Annotated in this window: 22 protein-coding genes; 4 read left to right on the top strand and 18 right to left on the bottom strand. The window is 68.2% G+C overall.

What is annotated here, in order from left to right; genetic code table 11:
- Positions 1-304: 304 nt before the first annotated feature.
- Both rpsO and D6T63_RS06030 read right to left on the bottom strand, forming a co-directional pair.
- Positions 305-574, bottom strand: a complete 270-nt coding sequence (gene rpsO, locus D6T63_RS06025) for a 30S ribosomal protein S15 (RefSeq protein WP_087072138.1) — start codon at positions 572-574, stop codon at positions 305-307.
- Positions 575-677: 103 nt separating this feature from the next.
- Complete coding sequence (locus D6T63_RS06030; protein ID WP_120148120.1) at positions 678-1673, bottom strand: bifunctional riboflavin kinase/FAD synthetase; 996 nt, start codon at positions 1671-1673, stop codon at positions 678-680.
- Positions 1674-1926: 253 nt separating this feature from the next.
- Between D6T63_RS06030 and D6T63_RS06035 the strand changes: the two genes are divergently transcribed.
- Positions 1927-3816, top strand: a complete 1890-nt coding sequence (locus tag D6T63_RS06035) for a hypothetical protein (protein WP_120148121.1) — start codon at positions 1927-1929, stop codon at positions 3814-3816.
- Here the strand turns inward: D6T63_RS06035 and D6T63_RS06040 are convergent.
- From D6T63_RS06040 to truB, 4 genes are all read right to left on the bottom strand, one after another.
- On the bottom strand, positions 3813-4535 hold the full coding sequence (locus tag D6T63_RS06040; RefSeq protein ID WP_182976894.1) for a DUF4345 domain-containing protein: 723 nt from the start codon (positions 4533-4535) through the stop codon (positions 3813-3815). The genes D6T63_RS06035 and D6T63_RS06040 overlap by 4 nt on opposite strands.
- Positions 4536-4692: 157 nt before the next feature.
- The gene (locus D6T63_RS06045) at positions 4693-5064 is read right to left on the bottom strand and encodes a hypothetical protein (protein ID WP_120148444.1); all 372 of its coding nucleotides are present in this window, start codon (positions 5062-5064) and stop codon (positions 4693-4695) included.
- A gap of 104 nt (positions 5065-5168) precedes the next feature.
- The gene (locus tag D6T63_RS06050) at positions 5169-5537 is read right to left on the bottom strand and encodes a hypothetical protein (RefSeq protein WP_120148123.1); all 369 of its coding nucleotides are present in this window, start codon (positions 5535-5537) and stop codon (positions 5169-5171) included.
- Positions 5538-5539: 2 nt separating this feature from the next.
- On the bottom strand, positions 5540-6442 hold the full coding sequence (gene truB, locus D6T63_RS06055; RefSeq protein ID WP_268878007.1) for a tRNA pseudouridine(55) synthase TruB: 903 nt from the start codon (positions 6440-6442) through the stop codon (positions 5540-5542).
- A 118-nt stretch (positions 6443-6560) separates the two neighbouring features.
- Here truB and D6T63_RS06060 point away from each other — a divergent pair, with 118 nt between their 5' ends.
- A complete protein-coding gene (locus D6T63_RS06060) occupies positions 6561-7742 on the top strand; it encodes a pyridoxal phosphate-dependent aminotransferase (protein ID WP_120148125.1) in 1182 nt (393 codons plus the stop codon).
- A 151-nt stretch (positions 7743-7893) separates the two neighbouring features.
- Here D6T63_RS06060 and rbfA read toward each other — a convergent pair whose 3' ends face one another.
- The 5 genes from rbfA to D6T63_RS06085 form a co-directional block, all read right to left on the bottom strand.
- Positions 7894-8331 (bottom strand): 30S ribosome-binding factor RbfA, encoded by a 438-nt coding sequence (gene rbfA, locus D6T63_RS06065; protein WP_120148126.1) that lies wholly within the window; start codon positions 8329-8331, stop codon positions 7894-7896.
- Positions 8332-8442: 111 nt separating this feature from the next.
- Positions 8443-11418, bottom strand: a complete 2976-nt coding sequence (infB, locus tag D6T63_RS06070) for a translation initiation factor IF-2 (protein ID WP_120148127.1) — start codon at positions 11416-11418, stop codon at positions 8443-8445.
- 124 nt (positions 11419-11542) lie between these two features.
- Positions 11543-11962: a YlxR family protein gene (locus D6T63_RS06075; RefSeq protein ID WP_120148128.1), complete on the bottom strand. Its 420-nt coding sequence runs from the start codon at positions 11960-11962 to the stop codon at positions 11543-11545.
- Between the two features lie 37 nt (positions 11963-11999).
- Positions 12000-13016 carry a transcription termination factor NusA gene (gene nusA / locus D6T63_RS06080; protein WP_120148129.1) on the bottom strand — a complete coding sequence of 339 codons (1017 nt, stop codon included), beginning with the start codon at positions 13014-13016 and terminating at the stop codon, positions 12000-12002.
- Between the two features lie 10 nt (positions 13017-13026).
- Entirely contained in the window at positions 13027-13656 is a 630-nt protein-coding gene (locus D6T63_RS06085; protein ID WP_120148445.1) for a ribosome maturation factor RimP, read from the bottom strand.
- 108 nt (positions 13657-13764) lie between these two features.
- Here D6T63_RS06085 and D6T63_RS06090 point away from each other — a divergent pair, with 108 nt between their 5' ends.
- Entirely contained in the window at positions 13765-15069 is a 1305-nt protein-coding gene (locus D6T63_RS06090; RefSeq protein WP_120148130.1) for a DUF4439 domain-containing protein, read from the top strand.
- Positions 15062-16114 carry an aminoglycoside phosphotransferase family protein gene (locus D6T63_RS06095; RefSeq protein ID WP_182976895.1) on the top strand — a complete coding sequence of 351 codons (1053 nt, stop codon included), beginning with the start codon at positions 15062-15064 and terminating at the stop codon, positions 16112-16114. Before D6T63_RS06090 ends, D6T63_RS06095 begins: the two co-directional genes overlap by 8 nt.
- A gap of 13 nt (positions 16115-16127) precedes the next feature.
- Here D6T63_RS06095 and D6T63_RS06100 read toward each other — a convergent pair whose 3' ends face one another.
- From D6T63_RS06100 to D6T63_RS06130, 7 genes are all read right to left on the bottom strand, one after another.
- Positions 16128-16943 (bottom strand): sulfite exporter TauE/SafE family protein, encoded by an 816-nt coding sequence (locus D6T63_RS06100; protein ID WP_120148131.1) that lies wholly within the window; start codon positions 16941-16943, stop codon positions 16128-16130.
- A gap of 5 nt (positions 16944-16948) precedes the next feature.
- The gene (locus D6T63_RS06105) at positions 16949-18748 is read right to left on the bottom strand and encodes a proline--tRNA ligase (RefSeq protein ID WP_120148132.1); all 1800 of its coding nucleotides are present in this window, start codon (positions 18746-18748) and stop codon (positions 16949-16951) included.
- A 142-nt stretch (positions 18749-18890) separates the two neighbouring features.
- Complete coding sequence (locus D6T63_RS06110; protein ID WP_120148133.1) at positions 18891-19793, bottom strand: GNAT family N-acetyltransferase; 903 nt, start codon at positions 19791-19793, stop codon at positions 18891-18893.
- Positions 19747-20913: a flavodoxin-dependent (E)-4-hydroxy-3-methylbut-2-enyl-diphosphate synthase gene (ispG, locus tag D6T63_RS06115; protein WP_120148447.1), complete on the bottom strand. Its 1167-nt coding sequence runs from the start codon at positions 20911-20913 to the stop codon at positions 19747-19749. Before ispG ends, D6T63_RS06110 begins: the two co-directional genes overlap by 47 nt.
- Before the next feature lie 99 nt (positions 20914-21012).
- Complete coding sequence (locus D6T63_RS06120; RefSeq protein WP_120148134.1) at positions 21013-21303, bottom strand: YciI family protein; 291 nt, start codon at positions 21301-21303, stop codon at positions 21013-21015.
- A gap of 18 nt (positions 21304-21321) precedes the next feature.
- Positions 21322-21783 carry a hypothetical protein gene (locus D6T63_RS06125; RefSeq protein ID WP_328588657.1) on the bottom strand — a complete coding sequence of 154 codons (462 nt, stop codon included), beginning with the start codon at positions 21781-21783 and terminating at the stop codon, positions 21322-21324.
- Positions 21784-21839: 56 nt separating this feature from the next.
- Complete coding sequence (locus tag D6T63_RS06130) at positions 21840-22436, bottom strand: MarR family transcriptional regulator (protein WP_120148135.1); 597 nt, start codon at positions 22434-22436, stop codon at positions 21840-21842.
- Positions 22437-22461 lie beyond the last annotated feature (25 nt).

Genomic DNA, 22461 nt, shown 5'->3' on the forward strand with positions numbered 1-22461 from the left:
TGGACGGGCCACAGCACCCGGTCTTCGATCGAGATCCACGGGGCTGCCGTCGTGGCGCTCCGGAGATCACTACCGAGGACCGCGAATGCGCGGTGCCGATCGACTCCTGCTGTGCGTTGCATACTTCCATGCTGTCAGGTCGTGCTGGTCCTGCTGGTCGTGCATTCCCGGCTTGCGGGGCGAGCCCCCACTGCCTACGGTGACGGCCGCTGTCGGCGGTCCGCTCCGGCGATCGGCCGGCGTCCACCTTCAGCAAGAAGGCGGCTACCTCTCCCAGGGAGAGGACGCCGCCTTCCGATGCTATTTATCGACGCAGACCCAGGCGCTCGATGAGCGACCGGTAGCGCGTGATGTCGGTGTCCCGCAGGTAGTCCAGCAGGCGACGGCGGCGACCGACGAGAAGAAGCAGGCCACGACGCGTGTGGTGGTCGTGCTTGTGCATCTTCAGGTGCTCGGTCAGGTCGAGGATACGACGGGAAAGCATCGCGATCTGCACTTCGGGTGAACCTGTGTCACCTTCGGCGAGAGCGTATTCCTTGATGATTTCCTGCTTGATGGCGGCGTCAAGGGCCACGAGTAACTCCTAGAGTTGTACCGTGAACATGTGCTGAGCGTCGCTTGCACGACGACACAGAAGGATCCAGCCACCACGGACTGCAGCCGAATCTCCCTCGAGTTTAGCGTCTGGCCTGTTGTTCTGTCGAAAGCAGGCCGCGTGCGCGGTCGACGTCGAGCTTCATCTGCTCGATGAGTGCCTCCGGGCCCGTGTACGTCACCTGGCCACGCAACCGTTCCACGAACTCGACGACGACAGCCTGCCCGTAGAGGTCGAAGTCCTGCACCCGCTCCGGGGGACGATTGATGACGTGCGCCTCCACCTGGCGGTCGACGCCGTCGAAGGTCGGATTCGATCCTACGGAGATCGCCGCCGGCCACCTCGTCCCGGCCTCGTCGATGAGCCAGCCGGCATAGATCCCGTCCGCGGGGATGAAGCCCTGCGATGATGCGGCGAGGTTCGCGGTCGGGTAGCCGAGCTCACGACCGCGCGCTGCCCCGTGGACCACGTCCCCGCGCATGCGGTGGTGGCGGCCGAGTATTCGGGCGGCTGTGCCGACGTCACCGGCCTCCAGGGCTTCCCGCACCCAGGTCGACGAGCACCGCCGATCGCCGTCCGCGTCCGTCGCGGCCATGGGATAGCTCGTACCGAAGTCGTCGATCGCGATGACCTCGAAGCCGAGCTTCCGGCCGAGCTCGCGCATGGTCTCGATATCCCCGCTGTTGCCCCTGCCGAAGCGCACGTCGTGACCGATGACGACGGCTCGGGCCTTCAGTGCGCGGACGAAGACCCGCTCCACGAACTCCTCGGGTGTGTTCGAGGCAAGCTCCAGGGTGTAGTGCATCATCAGCAGAGCGTCTATACCGGTGCCGGCGAGTGTCTCGACGCGATCATCGAGACCCATGATCAGCTCGGGTGCGGAGTCCGGCCGGTGGACCTGCGCCGGGTGCGGATCGAAGGAGACGACGACCGCGGCGGCGGAACGCTGCCGCGCCGCTTCCACGACCTGCTGCAGCACTCGCAGGTGGCCCCGATGCACTCCGTCGAAGTTGCCCAGCGTCAGGACGGAGGGCCCGAAATCCTCGGGCACACTGTCCAGGTCTCTCCAGTAGAACACGCATCTCCTTCGCGATCCGGCCCGTTCCCGGGGTCCCGGGTGTCACCCAGCGGGTTGATTGCCGCTCCCATTATGGCCGAACGCGCCGACGCCCACGCCACCGGCTCGGCATTGCCGGTCCTGCCCCGCAGCAGGGGCTCGTCGTCCTCGGGCAGATGTTTGTCCACATAGGGCGCCTCCATCCGTCGGGCTGGTGCGACCGCGGACATCATCGGAGGAGTCCCCTTCCCGAAGACCCGAACGGTAGCAGCCCATGAGTATGCGACACCTCGATCCACCCGATCCCGCGCCACTTCCTGCCCCTCCCTCCCGGCGAAGTCCGGGGCGGGTCACTACCGTCACCCTTCTGCTCGCCCTCCTCCTGGGCCTGGCAGGGATGGCTCCCGCGGCCGCCGGCCCCGTATCCGGTGGCTGGCATACCGGTGCGGGCGTCGTCGGCACCGGGTACTTCGTGGGGCAGCACCGGAATGCCGAGGGCCTGATCGCGTACTGCACCGACTTCGAGCGCTTCTCACCGGACCGGGCGTCGGGCTACGGCGACGGAAACACCGGGCCGTTCGTCCGGAGTGACGGGTCCGCCCTGTCCACCGAGGACAACGCGATCCTTGCTTTCGTGCTCGGCCGGTGGGGAGCGACTGCGGATGACGACGAGGCAGCGGCGGTCCAACTCGCCGTATGGTCGCTGACCGCGGTCGGGATGGGCTGGGACACTCCCGCCATGACGAAATTCATCCTCGAACAGGGCCTGACTCCTGATCTTGCGCTCCGCGCCAGATCCATGGTGGACGAGGCACGGACCGGGGCGGGGCCCTACAGCATCTCGGCTGCCTTCGTGCCCGAGGAGTCCCATGGTGAGGTGCGTACCGCAGTGCTCGCGGCCGATGGAACCACACGTGCCGGGCACAGGCTCCGGGCGGTCGTGGACGGCGCGACTTTCGCGGACGGCACGACGACGGCCGAATGGACGAGCACCACCGAGCAGCAGGTGCTCGAACTTCGGCGGACCGGGTTCGGGACGGCGCGCGTCACGATCACCGCACCTGCCGTGCCCGCTGCCAATGCAGCCTGGCTGGCACCGCGCGAAGCCGACGTGCAGCGGCTCGTCGTGGCCCCTCTCACCGCGGAGGTCGCCGCGTCCGTGGACCTTCCCGCATCCACGGGGTTCACGCCCGCGGTCATCACGGCGACGTCCGCCGCACGCACCTCGCCGGGTACTCCTGTTCTCGATGTGCTCGAGGTGTCTGCTGCCGGCCCCGAACCGTGGCTGGTGGATCCCTCGAGCGATACGCCTGTCGCACTGGACGTCGTATCGACCCTTTGGGGTCCGCTGCAGTCCGCTCCCTCCGAGGGGGCTGGCGTACCGGACGGAACTCCGTCCCTCGGTACCGTCACGACCGCGGTATCGGGGCCCGGCCGGTATGAGACGCCGTCGCTCGTCGTGGGCACGGCAGGCTATTACGTGTGGACCGAGAGCATCGATCCGAAGACTGCCCGTCCAGCGGCGGCGGCATCACTCATCGCTCCATGGTCCGGAAGGTTCGGACTGGCTGCCGAGACGACGCTGGTCCCGTGGGAGCCCTCGCTGTCGACCAGGCTCTCGCACTCTTCGGCGCTCCCTGGAGCAGTTCTGCAGGACACGGTGACAGGGGACGGCTTCAGCCCGCCCGATGACGGCAGTCTGGTGCGGCTGACGATGTTCGGCCCGCTCTCGGAGCCACCGGTCAAATCGCCGGAGGTACCTGCGGAAGCCACCGTCCACTCGATCATCACGGTGCCGGCGATGAACGGCGTCACCATCTCGGGCGACTTCGCTCCCCTGCACCAGCCCGGCTGCTACACCGTCGTCGCCTCGTTCGAGGGCTCCGACGAGGAGATGCCGTTCACGTCATCCTTCGGCATACCCGCCGAGACGGTCTGCGTCGACGCGCAGCCGATGCAGCCCGAAGCTGCAGAGCCCCCAGCAGCACCCGTGCCGTCAGCGGCAACGCAGGCTGAACCGTCCCCATCTCCCGCCGCGGGGATCGCCCAGCCGCACCTCGCCACGACGGGAATCAGAGCCACTGCGGCGGCCGGGGTCGGGCTGATGATCGTGGGAATCGGGATGGGCCTCCGGCTGCTGGCTCGGCGGCGGAATGCCGGCTAGTCGCGCTGGGCGAACTCCTTGCGCATCGCACTCGTCTTGGCAATGTACTTGTGCCACACGAGCAGGGCCGGTGGGAAGGCGAGCTCAACAACCATCAGGACGATCATGACGTAGTTGGGAGTCCCCGAAAAAGCCCAGGACAGCACCCGCCCGATTCCCCCGATGAACACCATCAGGCAGACCAGCCACAGCATGTTCGCCCACTCGAATTTGATGGCGATGGTGATGAACGCCGCTCCGACGCCGACCATCATGGCCGAGAAGAACCGGAACTGGTTCTCCAGTGTCGGATTGACCGGGCTGGCCTCGGTATCCGGCAGACCCGCGGTGCCGAGGATCAGGTAGTAGGCACCGAAGCCGGCGATGACCAGTCCCACCAGCACGACGACGGTACGGAATACGTTCCAGTCACCACCCGAGCTTGCCTTTCCGGCTTTCTTGACCTTGTCACCGGCTTTGCCCTTCGCCTTGTCCCTTGTTCCCCCAGTGGACGGAGCGCCGGCTCCGGCACCAGCCGACACGTTGCCCGATGATGACTGGCCGGTGCGCGGCAGGGAGGACGCCGTCGACGTGGCCGGTGGGTTGCCCGTCCGGCCGGGCTCCCGTGAAGGAGCTCCGGAGGAACGGACACCCGCCTCGTTGAAGCCGCGGGGATCGGACGACGCCGGCCGTCCGCTCGCCGCGGAGGAGTTGTCGTGCTCGGGATTGTTGCTGGTCATGTCGCTCCTGAAGGCCGAATGGTGCTTTAGCGTCATGATCTCACGGGGCAGGCCGCCGCTGTTGGCGATTTCCCCGGGTTGGGGTGATCGTGGGTAGCAGCTACCGCGGGTGGCCGCACCGCTCGCTGCCGGCTGCGCTCCCCCTGACCCGACGACGTCAGATCCTCGAGCGACCAGGCCTGTTCCGCCGCAGCCAGATCAGCCCGAGGACGGGCAGGATGAGGGGCACGAATCCGTACCCGCGCCCGAAGGCGGACCAGACGGTCTCACTGGGAAATGCCTGCGCGTCGAAGATGCTGAGGAGCCCGACCGCGATGACGCCCACCAGTTCGGTGGTCACCGCGACGACAGATATGCGGTAGGCACGCGTTCCCGGCCGCGCAAGCGACACCGTAGCCACGATGTAGACGACCGCCGCCACCGCGGAGAGCAGGTACGCCACCGGAGCCTCGCTGAACTTCGTGGCGATCTGGAACCCCGCCCGGGCGGACGCGGCCAGCGCGAAAACGCCGTAGACGGCGATCAGCAGCCGGCCGGGGCCTGTGGCACGGCTCGGGGCAACTCCGTCGGTATCGGAAGCTGATGCCCCTGGATACCTGCGGGTCGCTGACTCGTCGCCGTCTGGTATACCGGTCACAGGCCGGCCACTCCGTCCCAGATCTGTTCCATTCGGTAGAGCATGACGAAAACTGTCAGGCCCGCCGCTGCCAGGACGAAATTACTCCAGCGTGTCCTCTCGAGGATCGCCCACCAGAACGCACCCACGGGTACCAGGAGTGCCGTCAGGAGATAGCCCCAGAACTCCCAGCCTTCGCCGAGGACGGGATCGCCGGTCGACTGTCGGATCACCGCACCCACCGCATAGGCCAGCAGGAAGAGCTCCACTGCCGCTGTCGAGAGGATGGTGATGTCGTTCGGGGGTTGGCGCAGGACTGCTGCTCCGATGCAGAGTGCCGCCGAGACGGCGGAGACCACTACCCCGATGAGGAAGAAGGGGTCCATGGTCACTCCTTCCCACCGGGTGCGAACACCAGGGCTGTCCGCGCGGACCCACCCCTGTTCTCGAGCAGCGCAACAAGGGTTCCATCCGGCGAGAAGGCAGCCACGTGCGCGTCCGGCTGGTCGCTGGGGTCGATCCTGCGCCCGTGCGACACATCGGCGGCTTCGGCATCGGACAGCTCCCTCACGGGAAAGAGCGCCCGTCCGGCGTCGTCCAGCGACAGGACGTCGAGATGCTCCGCCAGCTGCTCCAGCGTGCGGGCCTGGTCGATCGAGTACGGACCTACCTGTGTCCGCCGCAGGGCGGTCAGGTGCCCGCCGACGCCGAGGGCGGACCCTAGATCGCGTGCGAGGGCTCGAATGTAGGTCCCCGAGCTGCACTCGACCGTGACGTCGATGTCCTGTAGGCGGCCGTTGCTCACGCGGCGGATCGCGTGGATCTCGAAGCGGTGGATGGTGACGGGACGCGCCGGAAGGTCGACGTCCTCACCGGAGCGCACCCTGGCGTAGGACCTCTCGCCCTTCACCTTGATGGCGCTGACGCTGCTCGGTACCTGCTGGATCTCGCCCGTCAGGGCCGCTATCGCCGTCCGGATGTCGACCTCGGTCACGGCTGCGGCGATGCTGCCGCCGGTGATCTCTCCCTCGGCGTCGTCCGTGATGGTGGACTGTCCCAGCCGGATGGTTGCGGTGTAGGTCTTCGACGTGCCGACGATGAAGGTGAGGAGCCGTGTTGCTCGATTGATACCGACGACGAGGACGCCGGTGGCCATCGGGTCGAGGGTGCCGGCGTGCCCGACCTTCCGGGTTCCGGCCAACTTCCGCATGCGGGCGACGACGTCGTGGCTCGTCCAGCCCTGAGGCTTGTCCACAATGATCAGCCCTGAGTGGACCTGCCCGGCATTCACGCCCCCAGTATATGGGCGGGACGGGGCCTCCCTCGCGTCGCGCCCGTCACCAGGCACGGGCGCGGCCTTCCCCTGAGCCCTGCCACGGCGCGCCTCCGGTCGCGATAGCATCCTGCGTATGCCCTCTGCTCCAGCCCGTGTGGTGTCCGTCCCGGTCAACCAGATCCGTGAGATCACCCAAGCCGCCTGGGCCGCTCCCGATTCGATCGTCCTCAGCATCGGCGAACCCGCCTTCCCCGTCGCGCGCCATGTGCTCGAAGCGGGTATCTCTGCCCTGGACCGCGATGACACGAACTACACGCCCAACGCGGGCATCGGGCCCGTGCGGGCGGCCTTCGCCGCCAGGTTTGCGCACCTCTCGGGCGTCGATGACGACCCCTCGCGGGTCTTCGTCGTGGCTGGAGCGCAACAGGGACTCCATCTGGCGCTCAGCACACTCATCTCCGCCGGTGACGAGGTGTTGATCCCGGACCCCGGGTATCCCACGTTCACCATGACCGTCGGCCTGCTGGGTGGCGTGTCCGTGCCGTACCCTCTCGTGCCGCACCACGGCTTCCAGCCGCGAGTCGACGATCTCCAGCAACTCGTCACTCCGCGGACGCGAGTGCTCATGCTCAACTCTCCGTCGAACCCCCTCGGGTCCGTGTTCGACCACGACCTCACGCGTGAACTGGTCCGCTTCGCCCACCAGAACGATCTCTGGATCATCTCGGACGAATGCTACGAGGCCTTCACCTATGACGTGCCGCATGTGAGCCCCGCCCGGTTCGACGCCGGTGGGCCCGAAGCCGTACCTGAAGCCGTCGAGGCCCGTGTCATCACGTCCCTGACCCTCTCGAAGACCTACGGCCTCACGGGTCTTCGCATCGGCGCTCTCGTGACCCCTCCCGGCATGGAGACCGTGCTGAACAATGTCATGGAGGCGACGGTGTCCTGCGTATCGGCCACGTCGCAGTACGCCGGCCTCGCTGCCCTGACCGGCCCGCAGGATTATGTATCCACCGCTCTGGACCACTACCGGTCGAACCGGGATGCAGCGACCGCAGTGCTCGACGGGCTCGGCATCGACTACCTCGACGCCCGCGGCGCCTTCTACCTCTGGGCGAATCTGTCCCATGCGACCGGTGGTGACGTCCGCACCTGGACCAGGACATTCCTTGCAGAACGGGGTGTCGCGCTCGCTCCCGGAACGGCGTTCGGGTCGATGGGCGAGGGGTGGGTCCGGATAGCTCTCTGCGGCCGGACGGAAGAACTCGTCGAGGGTCTCTCCCGGCTGCCGGCCCCGCCATTGCACGACTGATGCCGGGCTGGCGCACGGCGGATCATGCGGCTGTGTGAATGACGTCGGGGACCGACTCGGGGCACCTGGCGCAGGTACGCGAAAGGCAGCCGACGGATGTCGGCTGCCTTTCGTGACGCGCTGTCCTTGACCGTCGCGGGGACGGTGGAGGCTAGCGAGCTGCTTCGTCGTCGTCAGAGGTGCGGTACGGGTCCGCATCCCCTGCGAAGTCTGCGCCCTGTGCGATGGCCGCCACTTCGGCGTCGCGCTCGCGTGCCTTCTGCAGCAGCTCCTCGAGGTGGCTGGCGTTGACCGGCACCTCGTCGGGAACGAACTCCAACGTCGGGGTCAGACGTGCGGTGATGTTCTTGCCGACCTCCGAGCGCAGCACTCCACGGGCGGATTCGAGCGCCATCCGCGTGGCCTGCTGCTCCTCGGGATCGCCGAGCACCGTGTAGTAGAGCGTTGCATGCTGGAGGTCGTTGGTGACGCGGGAGTCCGTGATGGTCACGGCTTCCAGCCGGGGGTCCTTCACACGACGCCGCAGCGCCTCGGCGACGATGACTTTGATGCGCTGTGCGAGCCGCGCGGCGCGGGCCGGATCTGCCATTGCTGATACTCCTACTGAAACGGGTGTGATGGGGGAATACGACCTGCGGATTCCGGCGGTGCGACGGGCACAGGCGCCCCGGATAACCGGGGCGCCTGTGCTGACCCGAGATCAGACGCGGGGCTTCTCCCGCATCTCGAAGGTCTCGATGGTGTCGCCTTCCTTGACATCGTTGAACGAGCCCAGGCCGATGCCACACTCGAAGTCGGTGCGGACCTCGGTGGCGTCGTCCTTGAAGCGCTTGAGCGAGTCCACGGAGAGGTTGTCCCCGATGACCTTGCCGTCGCGCAGGACGCGGGCCCTCGTGTTGCGTCGGATGACGCCCGAACGAACGATCGAACCGGCGATGTTGCCGAACTTCGAGGAACGGAACACCTCGCGGACCTCTGCGGTACCGAGCTGCACTTCCTCGTACTCGGGCTTGAGCATGCCCTTGAGTGCGAGCTCGATGTCATCGATGGCTCCATAGATGACCGAGTAGAAGCGCATGTCCACGCCCTCGCGCTCCGCGAGGTCGGCCACACGTTCGGCCGGCTTCACGTTGAACCCGATGATGATGGCATTGTCGACCGTCGCCAGGTTGACGTCGTTCTGCGTGATGGCACCGACACCGCGGTGGATGACGCGCAGCTGCACGCCTTCGCCGACATCGATCTTGAGCAGCGAGTCCTCCAGCGCCTCGACGGCACCCGACACGTCACCCTTGAGGATGAGGTTGAGGGTGTCGACCTTGCCGTCGGCGACGGCCTGGTCGAAGTCCTCGAGGCTGATGCGCTTGCGGCGCTTCGCCAAAGCGGCGTTGCGGTCGGCTGCTTCACGCTTCCCAGCGATCTGGCGTCCGGTGCGCTCGTCGTCCGTCACGAAGAACGTGTCGCCTGCCCGAGGGACATTGGACAGACCCAGCACCTGTACCGGACGCGATGGTCCCGCCTCGGTGATGACATCGCCGTTCTCGTCGAACATGGCACGGACGCGTCCATGGGCCGTACCGGCCACGATCGTGTCGCCCACTTTCAGTGTTCCCGACTGAACCAGGACCGTTGCGACAGCGCCGCGACCACGGTCGAGGTTTGCCTCGATCGCGATACCGCGGGCGTCCTTGTTCGGGTTGGCCCGCATGTCGAGGGCAGCGTCTGCGGTCAGCAGGACGGCCTCGAGCAGCTCGTCGATACCCATGCCCTGAAGCGCGGATACGTGGACGAACATGGTGTCGCCACCGTATTCCTCGGGTACCAGGCCGTACTCAGTCAGCTGGCCCTTGACCTTGTCCGGGTTCGCGCCTTCCTTGTCCATCTTGTTGACTGCGACGACGATCGGCACGTTGGCCGCCTGGGCGTGGTTGAGCGCCTCGACGGTCTGCGGCATGACGCCGTCGTCGGCTGCGACGACGAGCACCGCGATGTCCGTGACCTTCGCACCACGGGCACGCATGGCGGTGAACGCCTCGTGACCGGGAGTGTCGATGAAGGTGATGGCGCGCGTGGTGTCCTCGTGCACGTGCTGGATCTGGTAGGCACCGATGTGCTGGGTGATGCCACCGTGCTCGCCCTCGACGACCTTGGTGTTGCGGACGGCGTCGAGCAGACGCGTCTTACCGTGGTCGACGTGGCCCATGACCGTGACGACCGGCGGACGGGCCTCGAGGTCCTCGTCACCCTCGGCTTCCAGCTCGGCATCGAAGTCGATGTCGAAGCTGCTGAGGAGCTCGCGCTCCTCGTCCTCGGGCGATACCACCTGGATCTTGTAGCCCAGCTCGGTGCCCAGCACCTCGAACGTGTCCTCGTCCAGCGACTGGGTGGCCGTGGCCATCTCGCCGAGGTGGAAGAGCACCGTTACGAGTGCTGCCGGGTTCGCCTCAATCTTGTCGGCGAAGTCCGTGATGGACGAGCCTCGGCGCATGGTGACGATGGTGTTGCCGTCTCCGCGGGGTACGCTCACGCCGCCCAGCGAAGGAGCCGACATCTGCTCGAGTTCCTGACGCTTTGCACGCTTCGACTTGCGCTGCTTGCCGCGCCCGGCTCCACCCTTGCCGAAAGCGCCGGCCGTGCCGCCACGTCCGCGGGTGCCCTTCCCGAAGCCGCCGCCTGCGGGAGCTCCGCTGGGGCTGTTCGGGGCTCCACCGGGTCCGCGGCGCGCACCGGCGCCGGCGCCTGCTCCTGCGCCGGGTGCTCCGCGGCCAGGGGCAGCGGGACGCTCGGTGCGGTTGGGCATCATGCCCGGAGTGGGCCGTGATCCAGGAGCTCCACCGGGACGGGGAGCACCGGGACGCGGTGCACCCGGACGGGGCCCGCCGGCACCTGCAGCCGGACGGGGTCCCCCGGCACCTGCAGCCGGGCGGGGTCCACCCGGACCTGCGGCGGCGGGACGCTGCTGTGCATCGTCACGACGCCCGGGCCGGGGCATGCCCTGCGATGGTGCGAACGGATTGTTGCCCGGACGCGGCGGACGGTCCGAGGTGCGATCGGCACCACGGTCCGAGTCCCCGCGACGGGAACCCATCCCCTGCGACGGTGCGAAAGGGTTGTTACCTGGCCGGGGAGCGCCACCGGGACGAGCACCCGAGGGGCGCGTCGTACCTGCCGGCGGAGCTGCGGGCGGAGTTGCAGGGCGGGGCGCTGGACGCGCTGCCCCGTCCTGCGTGCCCTGCTGTGCCGGCGCTGAGGCGCTCGGGGCAGCCGGGGCGGGGTTTTCCACAGGTGCAGAGCCGTTGGAGAACGGTGATGCCTGCGGTGCAGCCGGTGCCGCCGGAGCCACGGGAGTGGCGGGCGCTGCCGGTGCGGGAGTGGAGGCCGCTGCAGGTGCGGCCGGGGCGGGTGCCTCGGGAGCGGGTGCCTCGGGAGCTGCCTGGGCAACACCTGGCTTCGGACCCGACGGCGCCGGCGCCGAGGGGCGGGATGGTGCGGGATCGGCGGCGGGCTTGGTAGCGCCGGCACCGGGGAATGCGCCGCGAAGTTTCTTCACGACGGGGGCTTCGATGGTGGATGAGGCTGAACGAACGAATTCGCCCAGTTCCTGCAGTTTCGCAACTGCGTCTTTCGAGGTTATACCGAGCTCTTTTGCGAGCTCGTGTACGCGGACCTTGGCCACATTTCTCCTGTCTCGGTCCGCACCGAGTCAGGCACGAACCGTCTATTTCCTACTTCTGATCCCAGTCGCTAGGGCGGCTGGCAGATCGAATGCTGAGCGCAACGGATTGGTCATCGTTGCGCACTCATCGCTGGGTTCTCATCGGGTTTCCATGAGGGTTCTGACCCGCTTTCGGGGAGGACGGTGGTGAATCGGAGCGCTTATCTCGACGCTCCAGGTGTGCCTGGAAGTCCGCTGCCAACCGCGCAGTGTCCACCGACCCGCGGAAAGCCCTGCTGAAGGCTCTTCGCTTGATGGCCGTTTCCATGCATGCCGGGTCGGGGTGCAGCCATGCACCCCGTCCGGATAGCCGGCGCCGCTCATCGATGACGGCGACAATCTGTCCGTCGATCGGTCGTGCAACAACCCGCATCACGTGTGACTGGCGGTCCCGCCGGCGGCATCCTACGCAGGTGCGTATCGGATGGCGTTCCGCCGGGTGGCGTCCGGACTCTTCTCGGTAAGCAGAGTCTTCCGGGCGCGGCTCGACAGCAGTCCCTTCCATTCTACCCCTTCCGGCTCGACCGGCTGACCGGAGCCGGTCAGTCCTTGGCAGCCGGGTCAGCCGGGGCAGCCGGGGCGGACTGGGCGGGTTTGGCGGCGTCGGACACGATGTCGATCCGCCACCCGGTCAGCTTCGCGGCGAGGCGCGCGTTCTGGCCCTCCTTGCCGATGGCCAGCGAGAGCTGGTAGTCCGGTACGACGACGCGTGCGGACCTGGTGGCCTCGTCCGTGATCGTCACGGAGGTGACGCGCGAGGGCGAGAGCGAGCTGGCGATGAAGGCCGCGGCGTCGTCGTTGTAGTCGACGATGTCGATCTTCTCGTCGTTGAGCTCGTTCATGACGGCGCGGACCCGGCTCCCCATCTCACCGATGCAGGCTCCCTTGGCGTTGACACCCGGGACATTGGCCTTCACCGCGATCTTGGTGCGGTGGCCCGCTTCACGCGCGAGGGCGACGATCTCGACGGTCTTGTCGGCGATCTCCGGCACCTCCAGCTCGAAGAGCTTCCGCACCAGGCCCGGGTGCGAACGGGAAAGAGTGATGGAGGGTCCCTTCATGCCGCGGTGCACGTCGACGACGAAGGCTCGCAGCCGGGTGCCGTGCACGTACTTCTCCCCGGGCACCTGCTCGGGCGGCGGTAGGACGGCTTCCACGGACCCGAGGTGGACCTGGATCATGTGCGGATTGTTGCCCTGCTGGATCATGCCGGCGACGAGCTCGCCCTCCTTGCCGCGGAACTCCCCGAGGATGTTCTCGTCCTCGGCGTCGCGCAGCCGCTGCAGGATGATCTGCCGGGCCGTGCTCGCGGCGATCCGCCCGAAACCGCCGGGGGTGTCATCGAACTCGCCGACAGTCCCGCCGTCGTCGTCCTTCTCCGTGGCCCAGATAGTGACGTGGCCGTTGCGGCGGTCGAGCTCGGCACGGGCGGTTTCGTGCGCTCCGGGCGATCGGTGGTAGGCGACGAGCAGTGCCTGCTCGATCGTGGGGATCAGCTTGTCCAGCGGGATCTCGCGTTCGCGCTCGAGGAGCCTGAGCGCGCTCATATCAATGTCCATGTGGGTCTCCTTACGCGTGGTGCACGGCGCCGGAGTTGTCCGGATCGGCCCCATCGATGTCTTCGGTGTGTTCATCCTCAAGATGCGCGAATTCGACCTGTACGGTCCCCTTGCGGATCCTGGAAAATTCGAGGGCGAGCGGGTCGCCCTGCTTGGGCTTCATGCCTTTCTTGACCGGCAGCTGTGGAATGAGCCGGATGCCGGTTGCTGTGACTTCCTGCAGGCGACCGACGACGACGTCCCCCGTCACCGGCTTCACCTCGACCATGCGCCCGATGTTGCGGCGCCAGTGCCGCGGTTCGGTGAGGGGGCGCGAGACGCCGGGAGAGGAGATCTCGAGGCTGTAGGGACGGTCGTCGTCGTCGGGATCGCTGTCCATCGCCTCGGACAGATCCGTCGAGATCGCGGAGATCACATCGAGTCCGACGCTTCCCGAGGCGTCCTCGGGCAGATCGACGACGACGTGCACGGTGCGGTGGGAGCCGGCGATCTTGATGTCCACATCCTCGAGATACAGGTTGTGCTGTTCGACGACGGGCAGGAGTCTGGTCCGCAGGCGCTGTGCCGCGGCCTGCAGCTCCGCCTCCACGGCCGACTTGCGGGTCGAGGCGTGGTTTTCGTTCCCGGACCGGACCGCCATGGCTGCCTCCCACTCGATGATGTTGTCCACCAAGAGTACCGACATTCGGCAGCACCCGGTGTATGGCCGGGGAAAACCAGGACCTCCGTGGCATCATCGGAAACTGTGATGACAGGGGGGCAGGCAGGCAGGACCCAGGGGCGCGGAGCGCGTCCGGCCTCTGTTGCTGCGCGTGCAGGCCGCGCGTTCCTCCGCCTGGTCGGCCTCTTCATCGTGGTGCTCCTCGTGGTGGGCATCGGGCTGAATCTCCGGTCGCCGGAGCCGGAGGAACCCGTCTTCTCCGCGTCCCAGCGTGCACAGCTCGACGCCGAGCGCCGGTACCGCGCACTGGCGGATGAGGCGCGCACGGTGGCTGCCGCCGGCCCGGCGTCCGCGAGCCACCTGACGCAGATCGCGGAGGACCTCGATGCGCACGCTGACGCCGTCGCACTGCCACGCTCCCCCAGGTCGGCAACACAGGGTCCGACCGTGGCAACTCCGCCGCCCGCGTCGGAGGCGGCTGCCGTGGCACCTTCCGACGAGGCGCGGGTGCTGACCGGACTGCATAGCAGCGCGCTCCTGAGCCTCCGCGATGCCATGGGAGCCGAAGCCGGACCGAGGCGGGTGCTCGCCGCAGCCGGTGCGAACCAGTGGCGGCACACCGCGCTGCTCGCCCAGGCCCTGGAGGTCGAATCGGGGCTTCTGCCGGCTGACGCGCTGTCCGCGACCGATCTTGCAGCCGGGACGGGACTCTTCGCGGGCCTTTCCGATCCGTCGGCTGCACCAACCGGCTCCCCGGTGGAACCTGCTGCGGAGACACCGACGCCTCCGACGTCGTCCCTGTCGCCCGCAGAAGCCGGCGTGGACGAGGAACCGGACGAGGAACCGGCGGACCGCGCCGCGTCGGAGACTCCTGCCGCCGACTGCTCGGGCACTCCCATCGGTCCGGATGCCGACCGGCAGGCGCTACTCACCGCGAAGACGGCCGAGGACCAGGCGCGCTACGGATACGACGTCGCCGCCGCGGTGCTCCCCGAACCGGCCAAGGGCCTCGCCCGTTCGGCAATTCACCGTGCCGCCGCCGATGCCGCAGCCCGACGCCTCGCCGAGCTGTGCATGCCGGTTGATCCGGCTCCGGCTGGTTTCGCCCTCGGCCCGGAGTTCCGTGCCGACCCGGTCAGCACCCTGAGGGAACTCGAGGAGGACCACGCCGAGCTCTACGCCGGACTGGTGGCCACCACCGGTCCCGATGTCCGCGCCTGGGCGATCACCGCCTACAACGCCGCAGCGCAGCGCAGCCTCGAGGCGGGAACACCGCTGGCCGCCTTCCCGGGGCTCGACGGGACCGCCGGAGGAACCACGAGTACGTCACCGGGAAACTCCCCGTCGGAGGATGCGCCCCAGCCCCGGGAGACGGAGCAGGGTGATGGCTGAGGACCGACCCGATCCCAGGTCGATCCGCCCGGGAAGCGACCCCGCGCTGGACCTCCCCGAGCTCCCCCACCGCCTGGTGCAGAGTGCGCGGACCATCGCCGGTGGTGCCCGCTGGACGCGGGAGTGGGGCGGCCTGCTGGCCGACCGGCTGACCGCGTGGGACCTCGACCTCGACCTGGAACCGGGGCAGCTCCCCTGGGCCGGCTTGTGCGCGGTCGTGGTGCCCGTCATCCGGCGCAACGGCGCACAACCGGCGAGAGCCGTCCTGAAGCTCACGATCCCGCACGACGAGGCGCTTCCGGAGCCCGATGCCCTGGAACTCTGGGACGGAAGGGGTGCGGTTCCCCTGTTGGCGGCGTCGCGTCCCGACTTCGCGCTGCTCCTCGCACGGCTCGACGGCGACCATTCCCTGCGGGACGTCCCGCTCGACGAGACGCCCCAGCTGTGGGCGTCGGTGGTACGGCAGCTCTCGATCCCCTCCGGCGACAGCCCGCTCTGGGCCGCTTTCCCGCACCTGGCATCGGAGGCCGAGCAGTGGACCGACACCCTGCCGGCCCGCTGGGACGAACTCGGCGAACCCTTCCCCCGCTGGCTCATGGAAGCCGCACTCGAGGTCTGCCAGTCCCGCGGCATCGTCGGCAGGCGGTCGGAGCGCGACGTCCTCGTGCACTCCGACCTGCACTACGAGAATCTCCTGCCGTCCGTCCCGGGGCAGCTGCGCGACTTCACGGCGATCGATCCGAAGCCGGTGCTCGGCGATGCCGAGTACGCCGTGGCCCCGATGCTCTGGAACCGGTTGGGTGAACTCGACGCGGCAGATCCGGCGGGCCACCTCCGCGCGCACTGCTCAGCCCTCGCCGCCGCGGCCGGTCTCGACGACGAGCTGGCCTCCGGCTGGACCGTGGTGCGGGAGGTCCGCAGCGCCCTGGCCCATCTCGGTCACGGCCGGATCGGGGAGGCGCAGCGATCCCTATGGGTAGCCAGCTCGGTGGCGGGGCGGACGCTGGACGCCCTGCCCGCCGTCGGTGACCTGCCGGCCCCCTGACCGAGGGGCCGCGTCAGGACGGAGCGCCGACGAGCGGCCGGATGTTCTCGATCCAGACGTCGGAACCGAGCTTGATGATCAGCGCGCCGACGACGGCGAGGAACACGATGCGGATGAACCTGCTGCCCTGGCTGATGGCCATGCGCGAGCCCGTATAGCCTCCGGCCATGTTCGCGACGCCGAGCAGCAGGCCGAGGCCCCACAGGATGGACCCGTTCGGCAGGAAGAACATCAGGGCACCGAAGTTGGTCGCCATGTTGACGATCTTCGCCTTCGCGCTGGCGCCGAGGAAGTTGTAGCCCAGCAGGGTCACCATCGCGATGATCAGGAAAGAACCGGTACCCGGCCCGATCAGGCCGTCGTAGAACCCGATGACGAGGCCGATCGCGCCCGCCGTGCCGTAGTGCCGGGCGCCCTGGTGTCGGAGCTTTGTCAGCGTTCCCACGGAGGGTTTCAGCGCGGTGAAGAGAGCCACGGCGACGAGCGCGACGACGATGATCGGCTTGAAGACCGACGACGGCAGCAATGCGGCGAGGATGGCCCCGCCGAAACTGCCGACGAGGGCGATCCCCGCCATCGGCAGGGCTGTGCGCAGATCCGGATGCGCGCGCCGGTAGTAGGTGATGGCGCTCGTCGTCGTTCCGAAGATGGAACCCAGCTTGTTGGTGGCCAGCGCCTCCACGGGCGTGATGCCCGGTACCAGCAGGAGGACCGGCAACTGCAGCAGGCCACCCCCGCCGACGACGGCGTCCACCCAGCCCGCAGCGAAGCCGGCGACGAGCACGAGCAGGATCGTCGCGAGGTGCAGTTCCTCGAGTCCGGAGCCCACCGCGGCTAGTGCGCCGTGATGTCGCGCAGCAGGGCGACGGCCTCGCCGACGGCGACGTTCTGTGCCTCGCCGCTGCGGCGGTCCTTGACCTCGAGGACGCCGTCGGCGAGACCACGGCCGACGACGACGATGGTGGGCACGCCGATGAGCTCGGCATCGCCGAACTTGACGCCCGGCGAGACCTTGGGACGGTCGTCGTACAGCACGGTCAGGCCCACCGACTCGAGTTCGGCGGCAAGCTTCTCGGCCGCCTCGAAGACCTCGGTGCCCTTGCCCGTCGCGACGATGTGGACGTCTGCCGGGGCCACGCTGCGGGGCCAGATGATGCCGCGGTCGTCATGGTTGGACTCCGCGAGGGCGGCGATCGCCCTCGTCACGCCGACGCCGTAGGACCCCATGGTCACCGTGGCGAGCTTGCCGTTCCGGTCGAGCACCTTCAGCCCGAGCGCCTCGGCGTACTTCCGGCCGAGCTGGAAGATGTGCCCCATCTCGATGCCGCGCGCAGCGACGAGCGGACCGGAACCGTCGGGAGCCTCGTCGCCCTCGCGCACCTCGACGGCTTCGATGGTGCCGTCCCAGGTGAAGTCGCGACCTGCCACGAGGCCGAAGACGTGCTTGCCGTGCTCGTTGGCACCCGTGATCCAGGCCGTTCCGCTGACGACCCGCGGGTCCACGAGGTACAGCAATCCGGTGGCTGCCTCGGCGCCGAGTACCGCGGCGTCCAGGGCGAGGCCCGGGCCGATGTAGCCCTTGACCAGGCCCGCATGCTTCTTCAGGTCCTCCTCGTTGGCCGCTTCAACGGCCACCTCTCCGCCCGTCCCGAGGTGCCCGGCGATGGTCGCCTCGATGCGCTTGAGGTCCACCGAGCGGTCGCCGGGAACGCCGACGACGACGATCTCGCGCTCTCCCGTCGGCAGTACCGCGGCGAGCACCACGTTCTTGAGGGTGTCCGCAGCCGTCCAGCCACGGTCCTCGCGGGGCACCGCGCCGTTGGCATGTGCCACCAGCGTCTCGATGGTCGGGGTGTCAGGCGTGTCGCGCACCTCGGCCGGGGGCGCGCCGGTGAAGTCGATGGCATCCGGCACGACCGTGGTGACGGCCTCCACGTTCGCGGTGTAACCGCCCTCGGACCGGACGAAGGTGTCCTCGCCGATGGGGGTGGGGTGGAGGAACTCCTCGCTCTTGGAGCCGCCCATGGCCCCGGCCGTCGCCGTCACGGGGACGACCTCGAGGCCGAGGCGCTCGAAAATGCGCAGGTACGCACCGCGGTGGAGCTGATAGCTCGCCTCGAGTCCCTCGTCGTCGATGTCGAAGGAGTAGGAGTCCTTCATGATGAACTCCCGGCCGCGGAGCAGACCGGCGCGTGGCCGGGCCTCGTCGCGGTACTTGGTCTGGATCTGGAACAGGCTCACGGGAAGGTCCTTGTACGAGGTGTACAGGTCCTTCACGAGCAGCGTAAACATCTCCTCGTGCGTCGGCGCCAGAAGGTAGTCGGCCCCCTTGCGGTCCTGCAGGCGGAAGATGCCGTCGCCGTACTCGGTCCAGCGGTTGGTCGCCTCGTAGGGCTCCTTGGGCAGCAGCGCCGGGAAGTGGAGTTCCTGGGCGCCGATGGCTTCCATCTCTTCGCGCACGACGGCTTCGACGCGGGCGAGGACCTTCAGTCCCAGCGGCAGCCAGCTGTAGATGCCGGGAGCCGCACGCCGGATGTAGCCCGCCCGCAGCAGGAGGCGGTGACTCGCGACTTCCGCGTCGGCTGGGTCTTCACGCAGGGTGCGCAGGAAAAGGGTCGAGAGTCGTAAGACCACGCGGGGTGTCCGTTCGTATCGGTACTGCCATCCATCTCCCCGCCGTCCGGCGGGAAACAACAGGTACCAATCTAGCGGGTCCGTCCCCCACGGGCCGGTCCCCGGCGCGTCAGGGTCGACGGCGTCGTGGCCGGCAGGGTCCTCAGAAGAGGATCGTCGCGAACGTGTCCACCTGCTCGAAGCCAACGCGCTTGTACGAGGCGATGGCGCGAGCGTTGTAGGAGTTCACATACAAACTCACGGTGGGCGCCAGGGCGCGGGCGGCGACGACGACGGCGGCCATGTAGGCGGCGCTCAGTCCCTTGCCGCGGTGGTCCGGAGCCACCCAGACGCCCTGCACCTGCACGGTCTGGGAGGAGACCGTGCCGAGCTCGGCCTTGAAGACCACGTCGCCGCCGTCGTCGAAGGCGGCCAGTGAGTGCTTCCTGCCGATGAGGGACGCGACGCGACGCCGGTAGTGGTCCGACCCGCCGGTGAAGGGCGAGTAGCCGACCTCCTCCTCGAACATCGCGGCGCACGCGGGCAGGAGGCGGTCGAGCTCGTCGGGCCGCGTGAACCGGAGATCGTCCGCGGGTGTGATGAGTGGATCGGTGTCGATGGCCATGAGCGGCTGCGTGGGCCGGACGTCGAACGGATCCCCGCTGTAGTCCTCGAGCGTGGACCACATATCCATGACGCCCTCGGACAGGCCGAAGATCGATGAGAAGGTGCGGCCCGAGCGGCCGAGGTGGTCGCCGAAGATGGCACCGGTCTCGTCCGTCACGCCCACCGGAACGAGATTGACCCCTGCCCAGCAGGCGGCGCGCAATTCGTTGTGGCGGAACATCCCGATGATCTCCCCGCCGGAGAAGGACGGCGCGGCATTGCCCATGGATTCGAGATGGGAGGCGACGAACACGTTGGCCACCGGGTCCTCGTTGACGATCGCCCAGAGGTCGCGCGTGTCTGCCTCTCCGAGGACGCGGAAGGACCAGGGTCCCTCGGGATCGGCCTGGGGCTTAGCTAACGGTAACCATGGGGCCACCCTGGCCAGCAGTTTCGCCATCAGCCTCACCCATTTCCTCTGCGAGCCGCATCGCTTCCTCGATGAGTGTCTCAACAATCTGGTCCTCGGGGACAGTCTTGATGATCTCTCCCCGGACGAAGATCTGGCCCTTGCCATTGCCGGATGCGACACCCAGGTCCGCTTCACGTGCCTCACCGGGCCCGTTGACGACACACCCCATGACGGCCACGCGCAGGGGGACCTCCATGCCCTCGAGGCCGGCCGTGACCTCTTCGGCGAGCGTGTAGACATCGACCTGGGCCCGGCCGCACGAGGGGCAGGACACGATCTCGAGCTTGCGTGGACGCAGGTTGAGCGACTGCAGGATCTGGTTGCCCACCTTGATCTCCTCGACCGGAGGAGCGGACAGGGAGACGCGGATGGTATCGCCGATGCCCTTGGAGAGCAGCGCCCCGAAGGCGGTGGCGGACTTGATGGTGCCCTGGAAGGCGGGACCGGCCTCGGTGACCCCGAGGTGCAGGGGCCAGTCCCCGCGCTCGGCGAGGAGTTCGTAGGCGCGGACCATGATCACGGGGTCGTTGTGCTTGACCGAGATCTTGAAGTCGTGGAAGTCGTGCTCCTCGAACAGGGACGCCTCCCACACGGCGGACTCGACGAGCGCCTCGGGGGTGGCCTTGCCGTACTTCTCCATGAGGCGGGGATCGAGCGAGCCGGCGTTGACGCCGATGCGGATGGAGGTTCCGGCGGCCTTTGCCGCGTCGGCGATCTGCTTGACCTGGTCGTCGAACTTGCGGATGTTGCCCGGGTTCACTCGGACGGCCGCGCAGCCGGCATCGATAGCGGCGAAGACGTATTTCGGCTGGAAGTGGATGTCGGCGATCACCGGGATCTGCGACTTCCTCGCGATGATCGGGAGCGCGGCGGCGTCGTCGCCCGTGGGGCATGCGACGCGCACGATGTCACAGCCCGTGGCCGTCAGTTCCGCGATCTGCTGGAGTGTCGCGTTGATGTCGGTGGTCTGGGTGGTGGTCATGGACTGGATGCTGATCGGAGAGTCAGACCCGACTCCTACCGAGCCGACCTTGATCTGGCGGGTCTTGCGCCGGGGGGTGAGGACGGGTGGCGGTGCTGCTGGCATTCCTAGGCTGACCGAAGTCAAAACATCCTCCATGCTGGCGGCCTTGACCGCACGTCCGACGAGATTCTTGATTCCATTATCCACCCGGCCCAACGGTCCGGGAGCCGGTCGCGTTCCAGGTCACACGAGGTCGCGGAACGCTCCGATGATCGGGTTCCACGCCGTGGTCTTGACGGCCGAGATGGCTCCCGCCCGGGCGAAGGGATCCTCGCTGACGAGCTGGTTGAGATCCGCCTCGGTCCCGGCGGAGAACACCAGGAGTGCTCCGGTTCCGTCGGCGAAGGGACCGGAGGCGAGGACGCGCCCCTGCCCTACGAGCTCTTCGAGCCACTGTCGGTGCGCCGGGCGGTGCTCTGCGCGGAGGTCGTCGTGGTCGGGGTTGTACACGTACTCAACGGCGAAGATGCTCATGGCTTCACCCTACGTGACTCACAGCAGGTAGACCTTGATGATGGTCGCCACCCCTGCGGCCCAGAGCATGGAGGCCAGCGTACCGATGATGAACCGCTCCGATGCGGCCGGGGATTCCTTCAGCTCGGCGTACCGGCCGAGGGCCTTGACGGCCACGATGTAGGCGATGGCGACGGGTTCGCCACCGAGGATGGCGACGGTCACCGCGAGGCGCTCCAGCACACCGATCACCAGGCCGCCGCGGAGTACACCCGGCGGCAGGCTGTCGACGGGCGCCCGGGGCGGCTCGGCGGGCGGATCGGGAAGATCGAACTGGGGCTGGTCCGCGGGCTCCGGCAACTCCGCCCGCCGGCGCTCCGCCGTATCGACGGACCGGGCGAGGCGCAGCACGAGCATGGTCACCGGCGAGCCGATGCCGCCGGCCACGAGCAGGGCCACCACGATCCACAGTGCCTCCATCACCCCTCCTCCGTACGCCATCCGATGTTCCTCATGTCTACAGCACGGCACCCCCGAACGAGCGGACGCCCAACCCGCTACGCCGTGCCGTCGTCGGACCAGGCCAGGAGGCGTGCCGCCGCCGGCCGGACGGCCTGCTCCTCGTGCCAGGCGGCCCTGCCGGCTGCCTTGCTGACGGCCTGCGGCGTGATGCCGAGCGATCTGGCGACGGCGGTCTGGGTGCCCCGCATCCCGGGCTGGAGGAGGTCGAGGATGCGCCACTCCGCGTCCGACCGGGCCATGACATGCCGGCCCAGAAGCGCGAGCACGCCCTCCGCCTCCCTCGCGCCGTCAGGACCCTCGACGGCCAACGGCGCACGGTCCCCTGTTTTCTTTGCCCGGTCCACGGCCGCACGTGCTGCCACGAAGGCCGACCCGCGACCCTCCCGCGGCGATGACGGGTAGGGCGTCTCCACCCCACCGATCCCGATTCCTACGTACCACCCGCCCGCCCGCAGGCACAGCAGTGCGGCGTCGACGACGTCGGGCGGATCGGCGACGACGCCCTGTGCCTCGTCGCCGACCGAGCGCTCCCACGGAAGCACCGTGGGGATGGGCCGCAGGAGCTCGAGCAGCTCAGGGATGCGATCCTGAGCGCGTCGGCTGCCCGCCTGGTCGATGGTGAGGACGAACATTCATCAACCGTATGGGGTTGAAATT

The sequence above is a fragment of the Arthrobacter cheniae genome (genome assembly GCF_003602275.1).
GTDB classification, from domain to species: Bacteria; Actinomycetota; Actinomycetes; order Actinomycetales; family Micrococcaceae; genus Arthrobacter_D; species Arthrobacter_D cheniae.

Coding starts and splice junctions, on each gene's coding strand:
- D6T63_RS06035 (WP_120148121.1), top strand. CDS start 1,927: ATGAGTATGCGACACCTCGATCCACCCGATCCCGCGCCACTTCCTGCC.
- D6T63_RS06040 (WP_182976894.1), bottom strand. CDS start 4,535: ATGACCAGCAACAATCCCGAGCACGACAACTCCTCCGCGGCGAGCGGA.
- D6T63_RS06050 (WP_120148123.1), bottom strand. CDS start 5,537: ATGGACCCCTTCTTCCTCATCGGGGTAGTGGTCTCCGCCGTCTCGGCG.
- D6T63_RS06060 (WP_120148125.1), top strand. CDS start 6,561: ATGCCCTCTGCTCCAGCCCGTGTGGTGTCCGTCCCGGTCAACCAGATC.
- rbfA (WP_120148126.1), bottom strand. CDS start 8,331: ATGGCAGATCCGGCCCGCGCCGCGCGGCTCGCACAGCGCATCAAAGTC.
- D6T63_RS06075 (WP_120148128.1), bottom strand. CDS start 11,962: ATGGAAGGGACTGCTGTCGAGCCGCGCCCGGAAGACTCTGCTTACCGA.
- nusA (WP_120148129.1), bottom strand. CDS start 13,016: ATGGACATTGATATGAGCGCGCTCAGGCTCCTCGAGCGCGAACGCGAG.
- D6T63_RS06085 (WP_120148445.1), bottom strand. CDS start 13,656: ATGGCGGTCCGGTCCGGGAACGAAAACCACGCCTCGACCCGCAAGTCG.
- D6T63_RS06090 (WP_120148130.1), top strand. CDS start 13,765: ATGACAGGGGGGCAGGCAGGCAGGACCCAGGGGCGCGGAGCGCGTCCG.
- D6T63_RS06095 (WP_182976895.1), top strand. CDS start 15,062: ATGGCTGAGGACCGACCCGATCCCAGGTCGATCCGCCCGGGAAGCGAC.
- D6T63_RS06110 (WP_120148133.1), bottom strand. CDS start 19,793: ATGGCGAAACTGCTGGCCAGGGTGGCCCCATGGTTACCGTTAGCTAAG.
- D6T63_RS06120 (WP_120148134.1), bottom strand. CDS start 21,303: ATGAGCATCTTCGCCGTTGAGTACGTGTACAACCCCGACCACGACGAC.
- D6T63_RS06125 (WP_328588657.1), bottom strand. CDS start 21,783: ATGGCGTACGGAGGAGGGGTGATGGAGGCACTGTGGATCGTGGTGGCC.
- D6T63_RS06130 (WP_120148135.1), bottom strand. CDS start 22,436: ATGTTCGTCCTCACCATCGACCAGGCGGGCAGCCGACGCGCTCAGGAT.